Source organism: Dolichospermum sp. FACHB-1091 (genome assembly GCF_014697585.1).
Lineage (GTDB): Bacteria > Cyanobacteriota > Cyanobacteriia > Cyanobacteriales > Nostocaceae > Dolichospermum.
In genome coordinates, this window is sequence record NZ_JACJSB010000013.1 from 48193 (window position 1) to 64871 (window position 16679).

At 37.4% G+C, this 16679-nt stretch carries 14 protein-coding genes and 2 pseudogenes; 10 read left to right on the forward strand and 6 right to left on the reverse strand.

Features of this window, described 5'->3' with window-relative positions:
- Positions 1 to 44 precede the first annotated feature (44 nt).
- The 3 genes from H6G25_RS10295 to H6G25_RS10305 all read left to right on the forward strand — a co-directional run bounded on the left by H6G25_RS10295 (position 45) and on the right by H6G25_RS10305 (position 4246).
- Positions 45 to 1538 carry an NADH-quinone oxidoreductase subunit M gene (locus H6G25_RS10295; protein ID WP_028090926.1) on the forward strand — a complete coding sequence of 498 codons (1494 nt, stop codon included), beginning with the start codon at positions 45 to 47 and terminating at the stop codon, positions 1536 to 1538.
- 233 nt (positions 1539 to 1771) lie between these two features.
- A complete protein-coding gene (locus H6G25_RS10300; RefSeq protein WP_190392399.1) occupies positions 1772 to 3094 on the forward strand; it encodes a CO2 hydration protein in 1323 nt (440 codons plus the stop codon).
- 195 nt (positions 3095 to 3289) lie between these two features.
- A complete protein-coding gene (locus tag H6G25_RS10305) occupies positions 3290 to 4246 on the forward strand; it encodes an NAD-dependent epimerase/dehydratase family protein (protein WP_190392400.1) in 957 nt (318 codons plus the stop codon).
- A 341-nt stretch (positions 4247 to 4587) separates the two neighbouring features.
- Here the strand turns inward: H6G25_RS10305 and H6G25_RS10310 are convergent, their stop codons facing one another.
- The 4 genes from H6G25_RS10310 to H6G25_RS10325 form a co-directional block, all read right to left on the reverse strand.
- Positions 4588 to 4773: a hypothetical protein gene (locus H6G25_RS10310; RefSeq protein WP_190392401.1), complete on the reverse strand. Its 186-nt coding sequence runs from the start codon at positions 4771 to 4773 to the stop codon at positions 4588 to 4590.
- A 93-nt stretch (positions 4774 to 4866) separates the two neighbouring features.
- Positions 4867 to 6210 (reverse strand): TRAP transporter large permease subunit, encoded by a 1344-nt coding sequence (locus tag H6G25_RS10315; protein ID WP_190392402.1) that lies wholly within the window; start codon positions 6208 to 6210, stop codon positions 4867 to 4869.
- 8 nt (positions 6211 to 6218) lie between these two features.
- Positions 6219 to 6842 (reverse strand): TRAP transporter small permease subunit, encoded by a 624-nt coding sequence (locus tag H6G25_RS10320; protein WP_190392403.1) that lies wholly within the window; start codon positions 6840 to 6842, stop codon positions 6219 to 6221.
- A 43-nt stretch (positions 6843 to 6885) separates the two neighbouring features.
- The gene (locus H6G25_RS10325) at positions 6886 to 7692 is read right to left on the reverse strand and encodes a Uma2 family endonuclease (protein ID WP_190392404.1); all 807 of its coding nucleotides are present in this window, start codon (positions 7690 to 7692) and stop codon (positions 6886 to 6888) included.
- Positions 7693 to 7858: 166 nt separating this feature from the next.
- Between H6G25_RS10325 and H6G25_RS10330 the strand changes: the two genes are divergently transcribed.
- The 5 genes and pseudogenes from H6G25_RS10330 to H6G25_RS10350 all read left to right on the forward strand — a co-directional run bounded on the left by H6G25_RS10330 (position 7859) and on the right by H6G25_RS10350 (position 14476).
- Entirely contained in the window at positions 7859 to 8989 is a 1131-nt protein-coding gene (locus tag H6G25_RS10330) for a TRAP transporter substrate-binding protein (protein WP_190392405.1), read from the forward strand.
- Between the two features lie 135 nt (positions 8990 to 9124).
- A complete protein-coding gene (locus H6G25_RS10335; RefSeq protein WP_190386783.1) occupies positions 9125 to 10219 on the forward strand; it encodes a hypothetical protein in 1095 nt (364 codons plus the stop codon).
- A gap of 10 nt (positions 10220 to 10229) precedes the next feature.
- A pseudogene (locus tag H6G25_RS10340) lies at positions 10230 to 10520 on the forward strand (DUF4351 domain-containing protein); the annotation flags it as partial.
- Between the two features lie 137 nt (positions 10521 to 10657).
- On the forward strand, positions 10658 to 13234 hold the full coding sequence (leuS, locus tag H6G25_RS10345) for a leucine--tRNA ligase (RefSeq protein ID WP_190392406.1): 2577 nt from the start codon (positions 10658 to 10660) through the stop codon (positions 13232 to 13234).
- A gap of 147 nt (positions 13235 to 13381) precedes the next feature.
- Positions 13382 to 14476 carry a DNA methyltransferase gene (locus H6G25_RS10350; protein WP_190392407.1) on the forward strand — a complete coding sequence of 365 codons (1095 nt, stop codon included), beginning with the start codon at positions 13382 to 13384 and terminating at the stop codon, positions 14474 to 14476.
- Here the strand turns inward: H6G25_RS10350 and H6G25_RS10355 are convergent.
- Entirely contained in the window at positions 14446 to 15459 is a 1014-nt protein-coding gene (locus H6G25_RS10355) for a BstXI family restriction endonuclease (RefSeq protein ID WP_190392408.1), read from the reverse strand. The genes H6G25_RS10350 and H6G25_RS10355 overlap by 31 nt on opposite strands.
- The gene (locus tag H6G25_RS10360; RefSeq protein WP_190392409.1) at positions 15449 to 15697 is read right to left on the reverse strand and encodes a helix-turn-helix transcriptional regulator; all 249 of its coding nucleotides are present in this window, start codon (positions 15695 to 15697) and stop codon (positions 15449 to 15451) included. Before H6G25_RS10360 ends, H6G25_RS10355 begins: the two co-directional genes overlap by 11 nt.
- A 201-nt stretch (positions 15698 to 15898) precedes the next feature.
- Here H6G25_RS10360 and H6G25_RS10365 point away from each other — a divergent pair, with 201 nt between their 5' ends.
- The gene (locus tag H6G25_RS10365) at positions 15899 to 16201 is read left to right on the forward strand and encodes a type II toxin-antitoxin system PrlF family antitoxin (RefSeq protein WP_190392410.1); all 303 of its coding nucleotides are present in this window, start codon (positions 15899 to 15901) and stop codon (positions 16199 to 16201) included.
- Positions 16198 to 16671: pseudogene (locus H6G25_RS10370) on the forward strand (type II toxin-antitoxin system YhaV family toxin). Before H6G25_RS10365 ends, H6G25_RS10370 begins: the two are co-directional and overlap by 4 nt.
- Positions 16672 to 16679 lie beyond the last annotated feature (8 nt).

Below are 16679 nucleotides of genomic sequence, written 5' to 3' on the forward strand. Positions count from 1 at the left end.
CCTAACTTATAGCATTACCAATTACCAATTCCCAGATCAGAAATATGTTGAGTGTTTTAATTTGGCTACCAATTATAGCCGCTATAATCATCGCTTTTTATCCAAAAAAAGATATTCCCGCAAATCAAATTCGTTTAGCATCGTTAATCATTACAGGGTTAGTGTTGCTGTGGAATATTTTGATTTTGTTCAAATTTGATCTCACCAATTCCGGGGCGCAATTTACCGAATATTTACCCTGGAATGAAACCCTGGGGTTGAGTTATCAATTAGGAGTAGATGGATTATCAATATTAATGTTAGTATTAAATAGCTTCCTCAGTTGGATTGCTATTTACAGCAGCAGTAAAGATACAGAACGTCCTCGGTTATTTTATGCCCTGATTTTGTTTGTTAGTGGTGGGGTGGCTGGTGCTTTCTTATCACAAAATTTGCTTCTGTTTTTCCTGTTTTATGAATTGGAATTAATCCCCTTTTATTTACTAATTTCCATTTGGGGAGGGGAAAAACGAGCTTATGCTGGCATGAAATTTCTGATTTATACAGCCATTTCCGGGGCTTTAATTTTAGCCACATTTTTAGGGATGGTATGGTTAACAGGTTCTCACAGTTTTGCTTTTGATGCTGTTGCCACTGAAAAGATTTCTGCGGGAATGCAATTAATATTATTAGCAGGAATAGTTGTAGGTTTTGGGATCAAAATTCCCTTAATTCCCTTCCATACCTGGCTACCAGATGCTTACGTAGAAGCTTCCGCACCTATCGCTATTTTATTAGGTGGAATATTAGCCAAATTAGGAACTTATGGCCTATTAAGATTTGGTTTAGGAATGTTTCCCCAAGCTTGGCATATTATCGCCCCAACATTGGCAATTTGGGGAGCAATTAGCGCGATTTATGGGGCGGTTGTAGCCATTGCCCAAAAAGACATCAAACGCATGGTAGCATATAGTTCTATCGGCCACATGGGCTATATTTTACTAGCAGCAGCCGCAGCCACACCTTTAGCATTAGTTGGTGCAGTAGCCCAAATGTTTAGTCATGGAATTATTCTCGCTATTCTCTTTCATTTAGTGGGAGTGATTGAAACTAAAGTTGGTACAAGAGAATTAGATAAACTCAATGGTTTAATGAGTCCTATTCGCGGTTTACCATTAATTAGTGCCTTGCTAGTTTTAGGTGGTATGGCTAGTTCTGGTATTCCCGGTTTAACCGGTTTCATTGCTGAATTTATTTCCTTTCAAGGCAGTTTTTCTACCTTTCCAGTTCCCACAATTTTATGTGTAGTTGCCTCTGGTTTAACCGCAGTTTATTTTGTCATTCTTCTTAACCGTACCTGTTTTGGTAAATTGCAAAATAACTTAGCTTACTACCCTAGAGTCGTCTGGGCAGAAAAAATTCCGGCACTAATTTTAGCATTGTTAATTATCTTTTTGGGAGTACAACCCACCTGGTTAGTGCGTTGGAGTGAAACCACAACTACCGCTATGGTAGCCGCAATTTCCCCCACCGAAAAATCCGTAATTGCCTTAAAGTAATTATGATCAATATCTCGTTATCTCGTTCCCAGTCTCCGACTGGGAATGCTATCACAGAGGCTGTGCCTCTAATTCTAATATTATTGAAGGCAGAACCTTCTAAAATTAATTCCCACACAGAGTATGGGAACAAGAAAATCCTTAGTTTGCTTTAGTAAACTTTAGCTAGTAGCCTGGAACTTAAATTCCAGGCGCGTGTAGAAGCCAACAAATAAACCCAAAACAAAAATAATATGGTACAAACTTCAGAAAAACCAAAAGCCAAAATTCCTCCTTCAAAACACGAATTTGCAGAAATTATTCATCGTTTAGAAGCTGGTGGTTCAATGTTACCAGATACCCCAGAAAATTTAATGCAAATTATCGGTATTTATAAAGCTTATGCTGTACCGATGGATTTTTATTGGCGAGATTTATTATATATTGCTGAAAGGGTATTTTTAAATCCTTTACCAGCTTTTAAATACTTCTTACCACAGGAATATTTAGACCTGCATAATCACTATGCAGGTGATGATGCTGATTTAAGAATTTGGCGCGGTGAAGCTACTGCACACCCAGAACTTTTGGCATTTATGGAAAAAGGTGAAACCATCAAAATGCCGAAAATATTCCATCATTTATTCCATGATAGAATCAACATGGAATTTGCGGAAGCTTGTATGCAGGCTATGCTTTGGCACCGTAAAATGTATGCACCAGTAAACCAATTTGATGCTTATTTAGATTCAGCCGAATATCAAGCCAATGCAGATAAAGCAATTAAGGCTTATTTTCGGAAAAATCCTCTAATGTTGGGACTTTATAAACTGTTTCCTGATATGTTTTTGGAACAGTGCCGCATGATGTCCTATTATTCTAATTTAGGACTTTTCTGGGAAGTCATGGCACCGGTGTTTTTTGAAATGTCAGATATTTATGATGAAGGTGGTTTCAAAAGTGTACCTGATGCTATGAACTTTCTCATCAATGGTATATTTGCTATTGCCGGCCGCCCCATTTATCATCATGTTTATATTGACGGTGAATGTTATGAAATTATCCCCAAATCAAAAGCGTTTACCTGGTTATATGAAGCCGCTTTACCCTATGTGGAAGCCGTTTTTTATCGCACCGCACCATTTAGAGGCACAAAGTCATATAATGCTCAAGCAGGGGAAGTTCCAGAAGACCAAAAAGACTTCCATTATGGTATTCTGTATGCTGATGTATTTCCCGTCGGTACAGCAGGTATTCCTCCGACATTATTAATGCAAGATATGTTGCATTTTTTGCCTCAATATCTTGTTGATTATTATCAACAATATTGTCGAGGAGAAGAAGATATTTTAATTCAATTGGGAATTACTTTTCAACGTTCCATGTACAATGTAACATCTGCGGTAATTCAAGCTTTAAGAACTGCTCTTTTATATCCTTTAGATGATGAAAATCCCCAGCATTTACAAGCAAATCGAGAATTTTTTGAAATGCAGTTAAATCGCTTTACTCGTAGTGATTATAATATGCGTGATGCTGCTAGATTACGGGATATTCAAAGACAGGATTATAGATAGAAGCTACGGAGAAAATAGATACCCGACTTCTTGCAGAAGTTGGGTATCTCCCTATTTGTTGATTTTGTAAAGATTTATATTTTTTCAGTAAATTATTGAATATCTATGGAAAAATTATGTCCTTAGTTAGACTAAGTTATAAATAATTAATATTAGGCTGTTAAACAAAATTACAGCCAAATCACAAAATATAAAATGACTAAGATCATTGTCACTGGAGTTGCGGGTTTTATTGGTTCTCACTTAGCTGAAACATTATTAAAACAGGGAGAAGAGGTAATTGGTATTGATGAATTTAATGATTATTATGATCCCCTGTTGAAGTGGAAAAATATCGCCAATTTTCAACATTACCCCAATTTTACTTTAGTAGAAGGGGATATACAATTTTTAGATTGGCAAAAACTGCTTTTAGATGTCCAATTAGTTTATCATCAAGCGGCCCAAGCTGGAGTTAGAGCCAGTTGGGGGAAGGGTTTTCGAGCTTATACTGAACGGAATATTAACGCTACACAAGTTTTATTAGAAGCTGTTAAAGATGCTGAAAATTTAAAAAGATTAGTGTTTGCATCTACATCTAGCATATATGGTGACGCGGAAACATTACCAACCCATGAAGAAATTAAACCTTTACCTGTGTCACCTTATGGTATTACTAAATTAGCGGCTGAACAGTTGGGAATGTTATATCATAAAAACTTTGGTGTCCCCTTTGTGTCCTTACGTTATTTTACGGTCTATGGACCAAGACAACGGCCAGATATGGCATTTCATAAGTTTTTTAAAGCAGTGTTGCAGGACGAAGCAATTCCCGTTTATGGTGACGGAAACCAGACCAGAGATTTTACTTTTGTCAGTGATGCGATCGCTGCTAACTTAGCTGCTACTATTGTACCAGAAGCAGTAGGGCAAATTTTCAATATTGGCGGCGGCAGTAGAGTTATTTTATCAGAAGTTTTAGATACCATGGCGGAAATAGTCGCTAAACCCATCAAACGCCATTATATCGAAAAAGCCATGGGAGATGCCCGTCACACCGCTGCTGACGTATCCAAAGCCCGGAAAATCCTTAATTATCAACCCCAAGTATCTTTAAGAAATGGCTTAACCCAGGAATGGGAATGGGTGAAGAGTTTGTATGTATACAGATAAATTATATTATACATGATGTATTTTGACAAGGGGCTTTTTTGATGATTAGGTAACTCCACTGCAAATCGCGGACTCTTTCCTTTCCCAAGCAGCCCCCTTGTATCTCACTCAACCGAGAACCGCCATAACATTATCCAAGAAATGCAAGAACAAGCGAAAAATAGGGGATTAACTCAACATTTTAGTTAGTGCCGTTTTGATTAAGTCATCTATTTCAGATGTAGCATTCAAAAAAAACCAGAAGCTTAGGAATAATTTTATTTTCATCTGTAAACGCGGTTTCCAACCGCCGATTTGATCAACTTCTATAGCGTAATTGGTGTTCAGAACGCGTTTAGAAATTATCTCTTAAAAACTGATGACACCACCGTAATTATCGTGGCACTGGCAATCAAACCGAAAGCCAAATTAACCAGTGACTGCGTAGTTTGCCTGTATACCTCAAATTTCTCATTTGATTTTGCCACATCAGTTTTTAATTCTTCGAGTGAATTTAAGATTTTTTGTGGAAACTCTTCTTCTGACATTTTATTTATCTCCTTAGTTCACGATTTTGATATAGATTCAACAGTCTAACGCTATTACTGTGTAGAAATGGGTTCTAACCGCCCAAAAATGCCTTAAACCCCAGTGGTTGCGGAAATATCAATTAACCAGCGGACTGTTTGCGGGAAAATAATCACAATTAACAACACAATAAACTGTAAAACCATAAAAGGAATCGCACTTTTATGAATATCTAATGTACTCACTTCTTTAGGGGCAACACTTTGTAAATAAAACAAAGAAAATCCCACTGGTGGAGAAATAAACGCCGTTTGTAAATTCACTGCCATTACCACACCAAACCACACCATATCAATATTTAAAGCTTGGGCTGCTGGTACTAATAAAGGCATAGCAATAAAGCAAATTTCAATAAATTCTAGAAAAGCTCCTAAAATAAAAATCACGATATTACTAACAATTAAAAACCCCCAATATCCTCCAGGTAAACCTATTAATAAATTAGTTATAAAAGTTTTTCCACCTAAAGCATCAAATACTAAACTAAACATCGAAGAACAGAATAAAATCATCACCACTAAAGCTGTAATCACTGCGGTAGAATGGGCAGCATCACGAATTAATTGTGGTGTGAGACGTTTATTAAAAGCTGCGAGAATAGAAGCCCCAACAGCACCTACAGCCCCCGCTTCTGTGGGTGTGGCAATACCAAAGAAAATACTACCTAACACTGCAAAAATTAAAATAATCGGCGGAACAACAGCTTTAAAAACTTTTTTAATTAATTCATTACCTTCAGGAATTACGACATCATCAGGGATAAGGGGAACTTTTTCCGGTTGAAAAAAACCTAGTCCTAAAATATAGAGAATATAAGCACCAGATAACATTAATCCGGGAATTAATGCCCCTAAAAATAAATCTCCAACGGAAACACCAATTTGATCACTCAGAATCACTAAAACTAAACTGGGAGGAATTAACTGGGCTAAAGTACCGGAAGCAATAATAACTCCTGAAGCTAATTTTTTATCATAGCCATAGCGTAGCATTAGCGGTAATGATAACATTCCCATCACAATTACTGTAGCGGCTACGACTCCAGTTGTAGCTGCTAAAACAGTCCCCACTAAAACCACTGCTAAAGCCAATCCTCCCCTGACACGACTTAATACAATGCCGATAGTTTCTAATAACTCTTCTGCTAATCCTGACTTTTCTAAAACTGCACCCAAAAAAACAAAAAAGGGAATAGCAAGTAAGGTAAAGTTCGACATTGTGCCAAACCAACTATTAGGTAAAAGTAGAAGACGAGCGGGATTAAAAGCCCCAACTACTGTACCAATAAGTCCAAAAACAATAGCAGTGCCAGCAAAGGAAAAAGCGACAGGATAGCCACTCATGAGAATAAAGAAAAAGCCGACAAACATTAAAATTCCTAACCATTCAAAACCCATATTTTCTCCTATTCAATATTGATATTTTCTGAAGTTTCTAAACGAATTTGTTCCGCTACTTGTTGATAGCCTAAAATGACTGCTAGGTATTTAATTGCTTGAGAAATACTTTGTATTAGTAGCAGTAATAAGGCTATGGGAACCATTGTTTTAATTGGGGCACGGGGTAAACCATTAGCGTCAGAGGATATTTCCCAAGTCCCCCAACTACCATCACTTAATCTTCCCCAGGATTGTAAAACAGGATTAAATAATACCCAAATGCCAATTAAACAAAAGGGAATTAAAAACAAAATTGTCCCAAAAAAATCAACTAATGCCCGTTTTTTTTCACTAAAATTGGCATAGAAAAAATCAACCCGCACATTTTCTCCATGACGTAAAATATAAACAAATCCCGACAAAAAAGTGAGAGAAAATAAATACCATTGCAGTTCTAATAAGGCATTAGAAGACAATTGTACACCACTGAATCTTCCCATATAGCGGGCGACAACATTAAAAAAACCGACTCCAATTGTCAATAAAACTAACCAATTGGATAACCATCCCAATTTATCGGCACAATTGTCAATAAATTGCGAAATTTTCAACAGTTTACTAATTAAGGAAAATCTTCTGGTTTGACGCATACAATATATAAATTAAGGACAAGTATTGGGAGAGTTTTGATTATTAATCAATCAGTTTTTCTACCTCCAAAATATCTAAATTTGTTAACTGTGCCACTTGTTCTACAGACATTTTATTCTGTAACAAATTAATAGCAACTTGTCTTAATTGCAATTCAGCTTGTTCTGCCCGTTGTTTTTCCTGTTCTGCAATTTGTTTGACTTCATCTACTTTTTGTTGTGCAATTCCTACCATTTCCTGAGAAGTGGGAAATAACTCACCATCCAAAGTTGCCCAGCGCAACCAAGTGGCATCAACACCTCTATAATTACCTTCCCAACGCACTAAAGACAAATTTAAAACCTTACTTATCAGTTGATTTTTCTCATTTAGAGCAATCTGTTGATATGTACCACTATTCAGATCAAAACCTGCAAAATCATCTGGATTAAAAGGGTCATACCAAAAATATTCAGAAACCCGCATCTGATTTTGATAAATTAATTTTTTCGCATTTTTATCATTACTAGCTGTACTTTCTGAAAGTAATTCAATTACTACATCTGGTGGTTTTCCCTCTTCCCAAACTACCCAAGACAATCGTTCTGTTTTTGGTACACCCAAAACAGCAAAGAAATCTGGACCTCGAAAATCTTGATTTTTTAATTGTGCTAAACTGTAATAGACAAACATATTGCCCCCTACATATCCATCAGCCCTTTGATCTAACCAAGGCTGAATCGTATCAATTAAAATATCCATTTGGAATTTATGTCTTTGTGTTTCCATGGGGATACCATCATCACAAGGAAGTTCTGCCTGGGTGGGTGGCAGTTGAACGCTGGATAAAGCCAAAACAGTTTCTAACATAGCTGTTAAATATTAGTTAGAAATTACTTAATATTTTTATACTAATCTGAAATGATTAGAAATTGATCAAATCATCAGCAATAATAAATTTTACAGGAATTCTTCAAATGTTACATCATTATGGTAGTGTAGTAAAGTATTGCAGTTAGTCATAGTATTAACTTTTATGAAACGTCGGACTATTGTTAACAGATTATCTCAAAGTGCGATCGCTGCTACAGGAATCGCCATCGTTGGTGGTTGTCAAAAAGCTCAAAATCAAGGTAAAACCGATACCAGTAACCTGCCGACAATTAAATGGCAAATGGCCACAAGTTGGCCAACATCCTTAGATACCATTTTTGGCGGAGCGCAGGTATTAGCAGAGCGTGTCAAAGTTTTAACTAACGGTAAGTTCATTATCGAAGCCCGCGCGGCCGGAGAAATAGCACCGGGTTTAGAAGTTCTCAATGTGGTTTCTCAAGGTGCGGTACAAGCAGGACATACTGCCGCTTATTACTACATCGGTAAAAGTCCCGCCCTGGCTTTTGGTACATCAGTACCATTTGGACTCAATGCCCAACAACAAAATGCTTGGTTATATGAAGGTGGTGGTTTAGCGAAACTTCAGGAAATTTACGCAAGTAAATTCAACGTTATTCAATTTCCTGCGGGAAATACGGGTACACAGATGGGAGGATGGTTTCGCAGTGAAGTGAAAACACTTAATGACCTCAAAGGCTTAAAAATGCGGATTCCCGGGTTGGGGGGGCAAGTTATGGCTAAATTAGGGGTGACAGTACAAACCCTTCCCGGTGGAGAAATCTTTCAAGGGTTACAAACAGGGGCTATTGACGCGGCTGAGTGGGTAGGACCTTATGACGATGAAAAATTGGGTTTAAATAAAGTCGCTAAATTTTACTATTATCCGGGTTGGTGGGAACAAGGTCCAACTTTAGAAGTACAAGTTAATTTAGACGAATGGAAAAAGCTGCCACCTCAATACCAAGCCGCTTTAGAAACGGCTGCATATCAGTCGAATACAACAATGTTAGCTCGTTATGATGCGCGTAATGGTGAAGCATTGGAAAAACTATTAAAAACAGGCACTCAAGTGCGTGCTTATAGTCAGGAAATTTTGGAAGCAGCGGAAAAAGCTTCTTTTGCTTTATATGATGAATTTGCGACTAAAGATGCTGATTTTAAAGCCGTTTATGAACAGTGGAAACCCTTTAGAGATAGGATGTATGCTTGGAATAATCTCAATGAAGGCAGTTTAACCCGTTATGCTTATGGAAAGCTGAAAGCAGGGAATTGAGAGTTTGTTTAATAGACTTCCAAATCAAAAAATTCTCTGCCTTTTTTTTTAAACGAAAGTGTATAATTTCGTTTGTTAATGAGAAGCTACGATGGTAGTAAAAATCTTCAACATAGACCTTGCAGGAGGTAATTCATGACTGAAGGAAAATGGCATAATGTTACTCGCATAGTCCATCTAGTAGGTGGACTGAAAGCTATTAATAAAACGGGATCTGAAGTCATTATTCCTCTTGGTAGCAATGATCCTATGCCAACATTTTCTATAGATCGCTATCATGATTTACCGTTGAATTTGATTTCATTAGGATTCAAGATAGTTGGGATTGATTACTATGAAACATCTCAGCAAATAAAGGGATACTATCCACCCATGTGGCATCCCTTCCATGCAGATCAGGCAAACAACAATTCCTGTCTTCATGCAGAAAGAAATTGGAGTCGGTTAGCTTACGCTGCTTTTAAAGCAGAAAAGATGGAATTAATGGATATTTGTAGCCGAATTGCTTTTGAGGTAAGAGCTTGTAACTTAAGACTTCGGCAATTATCAGAAGCTTATAATGTTGAACTTTGGTCTTTATGCGAACAGCAACAGTTTTCTCCTGGCAAAATTGAAACGTTAAATTCATTTTCCATTTATTTAGAAACTCATGATCTTCTTCGAGAGTTATGTACTCTCCGGGATTATTTGGCAGAGTTTGTTGCAAACTTTGTACTCAAAAGCTCTCTCAACACAAACGATAGAATTCGATTAATGAATTCTTTGAGAAAACAGATACTTAAAGTCAATATTACAGATAACTCCCTAGCCTCTGAGCTATGTGAAATAACTAATGAAAGCGATGGCGGTTGGTTAGCTAAATTATCTGCTTATCGAGACTTAGTTGTTCATTATGTACCATTAGGACAAGCAACACGAAGAGAGTTTGTTTTCAGACGGTTTTTGCCTGATAACAGCTTAGGAAATCTGCCCTCAATCTATTTCCCAATTCCGTCTAATCCACTCTCAGTAAAGCAAGTTCGCTCGAAAGGCTCCCCGTTTCAAACTGTATCTCAGTGGATTGAAGCTTCTAAACAAGATGATAACTCCGCTCCAGATGCGCTTGAATATTGTTTGCACTCTGTTGGGAATATGATGTCTTTAGCTTGTAAAATTGCTCAGGAAGCACCGATTTCTCCTGAAATACCAACCTTTGTTAAAGGAGTTGATATTCAGGAAGTTGTGCAGTAAAAATTTAAACAATTTAAAAATCAATCAAAGTTCACAAACAGAAGATCAGGAGTTGATTATGCGATTAGCACCACTTTACCAACAAGACAGAGAACTGGCTAAACAAGAAGGATTACAAGAAGGACTGCAAAAAGAAAAACGTCTAATTATCCGTCTCTTAAATCGTCGAGTTGGTGAAATTCATTCCTCATTAATTCAAAAAGTCCAAGAATTACCCGTTGAGAAACTTGAAGAATTAGGAGAAGCTTTGTTAGATTTTACTTCAGTTACAGATTTAGAAACTTGGTTGGAAGATTGCTAAATCGAGGGACGAACTTCGCTGAAATTAATTTCCAAAACTCCTTCTCTCTGCGCCTCTGCGCCTCTGCGTGAGAAAAAAATGATATCTAAATTATGCCACAATAGCAAAATTAGATAACAGCATTAGGAGTTTTAGTTGTGGAGTCCCCCCAAAAAACATCATACCAACCAGCCGCAATAGAGGAAAAATGGCAAAAAACATGGTTAGAACTTGGCTTAGATAAAACACATCAAGACCAAAACAAGCCCAAATTCTACGCGCTTTCTATGTTCCCCTACCCCTCCGGTAGCTTACACATGGGTCACGTTCGTAATTACACAATTACAGACGTAATTGCTCGCCTCAAACGGATGCAAGGGTATCGAGTATTACATCCAATGGGTTGGGATGCTTTCGGACTACCCGCAGAAAACGCCGCCATTGATAGAGGTGTACCCCCTGCGAAATGGACATATCAAAATATTGCTCAAATGCGGCAACAATTACAACGTCTGGGTTTATCCTTAGATTGGGAATGTGAAGTTGCTACCTGTTCTCCTGATTACTACAAATGGACACAATGGATTTTTCTGCAATTTTTAGAAGCGGGTTTAGCTTATCAAAGAGAAGCAGCAGTTAATTGGGACCCCATAGATCAAACTGTATTAGCAAACGAACAAGTTGATAATGAAGGACGTTCTTGGCGTAGTGGAGCAATAGTAGAACGTAAATTATTGCGTCAATGGTTTTTCAAGATTACCGACTACGCCGAAGAATTATTAAATGACTTAGATAAACTCACAGGTTGGCCAGAACGAGTTAAATTAATGCAAGCCAACTGGATAGGAAAATCCACCGGTGCTTATTTAGAATTTCCGATTGTGGGCTTAGATGAAAAAATCGCCGTTTATACCACCCGTCCCGACACCGTTTATGGCGTGAGTTACGTCGTATTAGCCCCAGAACACCCTTTAACTCAAGTGGTGACAACTTCAGACCAAAAAGCAGCGGTAGCAGCCTTTATTAAGGAAGTCAGCAACCAAAGCGAGTTAGAACGGACTGCGGAAGATAAACCTAAACGGGGTATTCCTACGGGGGGTCAAGTTATTAACCCCTTTACCGGGGAAGAAGTACCGATTTGGATTGCAGATTATGTACTTTATGAATATGGTACAGGTGCGGTAATGGGTGTACCAGCCCATGATGTGCGAGATTTCAAATTTGCAAAAGAACAGAATTTAGCAATTAAAGTGGTGATTGTTCCCGAAATTGGTGCAGAAGAAACTTTAAAATCAGCTTATACAGAAGCGGGAATTTTAGTTAATTCTGGTGACTTTAATGGGATAAATTCTATAGATGCAAAAAAAGCCATTATTGAATTTGCCGAAAAACAAAACTTTGGTAAATTAAGAATACAATATCGCCTCAGAGATTGGTTAATTTCTCGACAACGTTATTGGGGCGCACCTATCCCTGTTATTCACTGTCCTGAATGTGGAATTGTCCCCGTACCAGAAAAAGATTTACCTGTACAATTACCAGAAGATATTGAATTAAGTGGCCGTGGTGGTTCACCTTTAGCACAATTAGAAAGTTGGGTAAATGTCCCCTGTCCAAGTTGCGGTACTCCTGCGAAACGGGAAACCGATACAATGGATACTTTTATTGATTCTTCTTGGTATTTCTTGCGTTATTCTGATGCCAAAAATGAAGAAAAGATTTTTGATTCTGGTAAAGTAAATGATTGGATGCCTGTAGATCAATATGTAGGGGGAATTGAACACGCAATTTTACATTTATTGTATTCGCGTTTCTTCACTAAAGTATTGAGAGATAGAGGTTTATTTAACTTTGATGAACCATTTCAAAAGTTATTAACTCAGGGCATGGTACAGGGTTTAACTTACATGAACCCGAAAAAAGGTGGTAAAGATAAATGGATTCCTTCTCATTTAGTTGATGCTAATAATCCTGTAGATCCACAAACTGGCGAACCTTTACAACGTCTCTATGCTACCATGTCCAAATCAAAAGGAAATGGTGTTGCACCGGAAGATGTGATTAATAAATATGGCATTGATACAGCGCGAATGTTCATTTTATTTAAAGCACCTCCAGAAAAAGATTTAGAATGGGATGAGGCAGATGTTGAGGGACAATTCCGCTTTTTAAACCGTGTTTGGCGGTTGGTTACAGATTACGCTACAACTAAAAAACAACTGACAAATGACAACGGACAACTGACAAAAGCCGAAAAAGATTTACGTCGCTTCATTCATATTGCTATTCAAGCAATTACCGAAGATGTGCAGGATGATTATCAATTTAATACTGCAATTTCGGAATTGATGAAGTTAAGTAATGCGTTGACTGATGCTGATTGTCATAATTCGCCAGTTTATGCGGAAGGTATTCAAACTTTGGTGATTATGTTAGCACCTTTTGCCCCCCATATTGGTGATGAATTATGGCAATTACTAGGGAATAAAAATTCTGTCCATACCCAACCTTGGCCAAGTTTTGATCCTGGGGCTTTGATAGTTGATGAAATTACTTTGGTAATTCAAATTATGGGTAAAACTCGCGGTTCTATTCAAGTTCCTGCAAAAGCTGATAAAGCGGATTTGGAGAAGTATGCGCGGGAGTCTGAGGTGGCACAGCGTTATCTGGAAGGGAAGGATGTTAAAAAGGTGATTGTTGTTCCTGGTAAGTTGGTGAATTTCGTTTTGGGTTAATATTTTTGTAGGTTGGGTTGAAGTACCTTAACCCAACCTTGTATCTTAGGGGTATGTTAGAAGAAGTGGTAGAGAATCTGGGGGGTTGATTTTTTTGAATTAAAGCTGTAGACTATAAGTCACTTTATCATAAATAATTACTAACAGATGTCTACTAGAGCGCAGGATTTTGAACAAATTACCCTTACCTTATCAGATAGTATTCGAGTTTCTACCCCTCATGGAATTCTCGCAGAAGGTGATTCATTAGATTTAATCCGTAAGATACCGAGTAACACAATATCACTGATTTTGACAGATCCACCTTATCACTCGACAAAAAAGCACAATATTTATGGAGATACCCAATTTCAAGAAGACGAGCATTATCTTGACTGGATGGAGTCCTATTCTTCTGAATGGTATCGAGTGCTGCGACCAAATGGATCACTATTTTGTTTCTGTGATTCTTCAATGTCTGCCCGACTTGAAGTCCTATTTTCAAAAAAATTTAATGTACTTTCTCATATTGTTTGGACTAAACCAAACGAACCAGGATTTGATGGTTGGAAAGGAAAAATGAAAAAAGAGGCACTTCGACAATGGTATCCTCATTCTGAAAGAATTATTTTTGCTGAACCAGCAGTTGAAGGGAATCTTTTCCGCTCAACTTTTGCCCAGTTTCTTCGTGATATGCGTCAAGCCGCAGGATTATCACTAAAAGAACTTACTGCTATGATTGGTGCTTATGGAAAAGTCAATCATGGTGGTGCAGTTTCTAATTGGGAAGCTGGTCGCAACACTCCAAGTAGAGAACAGTATGAAAAAGTATGCTCTGCAATACTTGGAACGGGCAAAATAACATATATGCCACCATACGAAGATGTTATCCGAGTCTTTGCCGTTGATGGTTCTAAAGAATTTACTGATATCTGGACGTTTCCTTCTGTTCGACCTTATAAAGGTAAACATCCAGCAGAGAAGCCCTTAGCGATGCTTGAACACGCAATTGAGGCAACAACTTATCCAGGAGATATAGTCTTAGATTGTTTTGCCGGTTCAGGCAATACTGCTTTAGCATCTCTTAATCTTGGTAGGCGCACTATTTCGCTTGAGATTGACAAAAAATGGGTAGAAGCTATCGCTACACGCCTAGAAGTAGAATCTATCAACCGGAATGGAAAAGAGTACAGCTACCAACCACAAGAAAATAAAAGATCAACTTTTGTTCATCAACTTGATTTGTTTTCAGGAGTGAAATAGCCATTATCAATGTTTACCTTCACAACTCTATACATCCACTCGATAGTTTCGGTAATGCCTGAATCTTTTACCACTACATTACAGTGATGATGACCCCAGCCAAGATTGTATGGTCTATGATTGTAAGCTCCATACTTCAACTCTTCAATATGAAAAAGATTGATCTGAGTGACTGTTAAATCTGGAACTTTTCGTCCTTCTGCTTGCTCTAGGCGACTAAAGAATCCTCGACTTGAAAGCTTCTCTAAGCAAAGTGGGCAAATAGTTAATCCATCTTGATTGATAATACGTGCCTCTATTAATTTATGTCTATCCAATAGATCAAACTTTTGGCACTCTGATTGAATATATTCCTTCCTTTGCCTAATATCATCAGCACTCATGCCATTTTCTATAGAGGTATTTTCTGAGTCGAAACAACACCAGTAAAAAAACTCAAGCTGAAGACGACAATTTGAAATCATTTCTGAGCTTGCATATTCATATAACCTAATACCTGCACCTTTTGAAGATGTTGTATTAAATCCACGTATAATCTTTCCTCCATTTTCTACAGAAGTTGTTGCAGGTACTCTTGCTACATATTGTCCACCTAGTCGTTGTCGTCTGGATTGTGCGGCAGTCCAGCCCATTATTTCAGGATTATACTTATTCCAATCAGTTCGAGTTTCATAAAATACCAGAGTATTTATACCGAGATGAAGCCCATATGATTTAAGGTCTTGATCGATGTTATCGTTGCAGAAGTAAGTTTCTGGACTAATCAGAACAATAAATCCATTTTCAAAGTTTAATTCACCATTAGGAGGATTAGCGCAACTAGGCCAAAGAACATATGGAATCAATACTGTGCTAGTTCTTGAAACACGATTTTGGTATATAACATCATCATCGGCACCCCTGGTTTGCCCTGTTTTGTAAATTTTCGTATCAAGTAATTTAGGACAGCGAGATATGCCGCTTTTTTTTGCCTTAGATTTCATTTTTTGTATCACCTAAATACTCAAATAATTTGGTAAAAAATGCCACAATATCTATCCCAAGAGCATTAATTATCTGCTCTAATGAATCAAGTGTAATATTGCGAACACCTCTTTCAACGCCTGAAATATAGGTTCTGTCTAGACCTGCAATATCGGCAAGCTCCTCTTGACTCATACTGTTTATCTTACGAAAATGCTTAACCGTTGAAGCTACGGCAGTAACGAGTGTTTTTTTCATTTATAATCAGCATTCCTGTTTCATGAATAGAAAATAATGAACCAAAATTTATTGTCTGTGAATGTAGATTATGAGTCCACGGACTATAAGTCACAAATCTAATACCACATCATTGGAGGGGTTTCACTTCGTTCTACCCAACCTTGTATATTGAGAATATATGTATAAGTATCATTATCTCAACACAAATGAGTTAGAATCATGAAACTGAGAGTTCGCAAAAATGCACGCGCTTCTCGTACTGGTGTAAGTCTTTCCAGTAAATACATAATTATTAATCAGAAAAAAGGAGAAACACTAGGAATGAATAGAATATTGTCTCCAACTATGGAAAAGCATTCTTTTGTAAAGGCGTTCTTAGATTTCCTTGCTAGAGATATCCAGAAAAATCCTAGCAATATTGAACCACTTACAGAAGATACTTATCGTCGTGCCTCATTGCTTACAGAAGGCATGGAAGTTGATCTTGATGAAGAATTACCAGAGGATTTCATATTTGTATGAATGTTAATGGGTGGACATTAAAAATTCATCCTGCCTTTGGTGAAAAATATAAAAAATTAATTATTCAGGTTGAGGAACTTAAAGAAAAAAATCCCGAAGGATATCAGCAACATCCAGCTACACAGTTTCTCAACAACATTAATGAGCTTATTTCTAGGAGAATACCTGAAGATCCGAGCGCACCAGAATTTAGGTAGGGTAAAACATTAGGAACAGATAAAAAGCATTGGTTTCGAGCTAAATTCTTTAAAAGATTTCGTTTATTTTTTCGTTATAGTAGTACGGAAAAAGTTATTATTTATGCTTGGATAAATGATGAAAATTCGCTTCGGAAAGAGGGAGCAAAAACAGATCCATACAACATTTTTACTAAAATGCTTGCAAGTGGTAATCCTCCAGATAGTTGGGATGATCTTTTAAAGGCTTCAGATGAGCTAGAATCTCTTTCAGAAGATTTTGATAATAGTTAATTTATAAC

Excerpts from the sequence above, each read along its gene's own strand:
- H6G25_RS10355 (WP_190392408.1), bottom strand. The coding sequence starts at position 15,459 with ATGAAATCTAAGGCAAAAAAAAGCGGCATATCTCGCTGTCCTAAATTA.
- H6G25_RS10320 (WP_190392403.1), bottom strand. The coding sequence starts at position 6,842 with ATGCGTCAAACCAGAAGATTTTCCTTAATTAGTAAACTGTTGAAAATT.
- H6G25_RS10335 (WP_190386783.1), top strand. The coding sequence starts at position 9,125 with ATGACTGAAGGAAAATGGCATAATGTTACTCGCATAGTCCATCTAGTA.
- H6G25_RS10295 (WP_028090926.1), top strand. The coding sequence starts at position 45 with ATGTTGAGTGTTTTAATTTGGCTACCAATTATAGCCGCTATAATCATC.
- H6G25_RS10325 (WP_190392404.1), bottom strand. The coding sequence starts at position 7,692 with ATGTTAGAAACTGTTTTGGCTTTATCCAGCGTTCAACTGCCACCCACC.
- H6G25_RS10365 (WP_190392410.1), top strand. The coding sequence starts at position 15,899 with ATGAAACTGAGAGTTCGCAAAAATGCACGCGCTTCTCGTACTGGTGTA.
- H6G25_RS10360 (WP_190392409.1), bottom strand. The coding sequence starts at position 15,697 with ATGAAAAAAACACTCGTTACTGCCGTAGCTTCAACGGTTAAGCATTTT.
- H6G25_RS10305 (WP_190392400.1), top strand. The coding sequence starts at position 3,290 with ATGACTAAGATCATTGTCACTGGAGTTGCGGGTTTTATTGGTTCTCAC.
- H6G25_RS10330 (WP_190392405.1), top strand. The coding sequence starts at position 7,859 with ATGAAACGTCGGACTATTGTTAACAGATTATCTCAAAGTGCGATCGCT.
- H6G25_RS10300 (WP_190392399.1), top strand. The coding sequence starts at position 1,772 with ATGGTACAAACTTCAGAAAAACCAAAAGCCAAAATTCCTCCTTCAAAA.
- H6G25_RS10315 (WP_190392402.1), bottom strand. The coding sequence starts at position 6,210 with ATGGGTTTTGAATGGTTAGGAATTTTAATGTTTGTCGGCTTTTTCTTT.
- H6G25_RS10350 (WP_190392407.1), top strand. The coding sequence starts at position 13,382 with ATGTCTACTAGAGCGCAGGATTTTGAACAAATTACCCTTACCTTATCA.
- H6G25_RS10310 (WP_190392401.1), bottom strand. The coding sequence starts at position 4,773 with ATGTCAGAAGAAGAGTTTCCACAAAAAATCTTAAATTCACTCGAAGAA.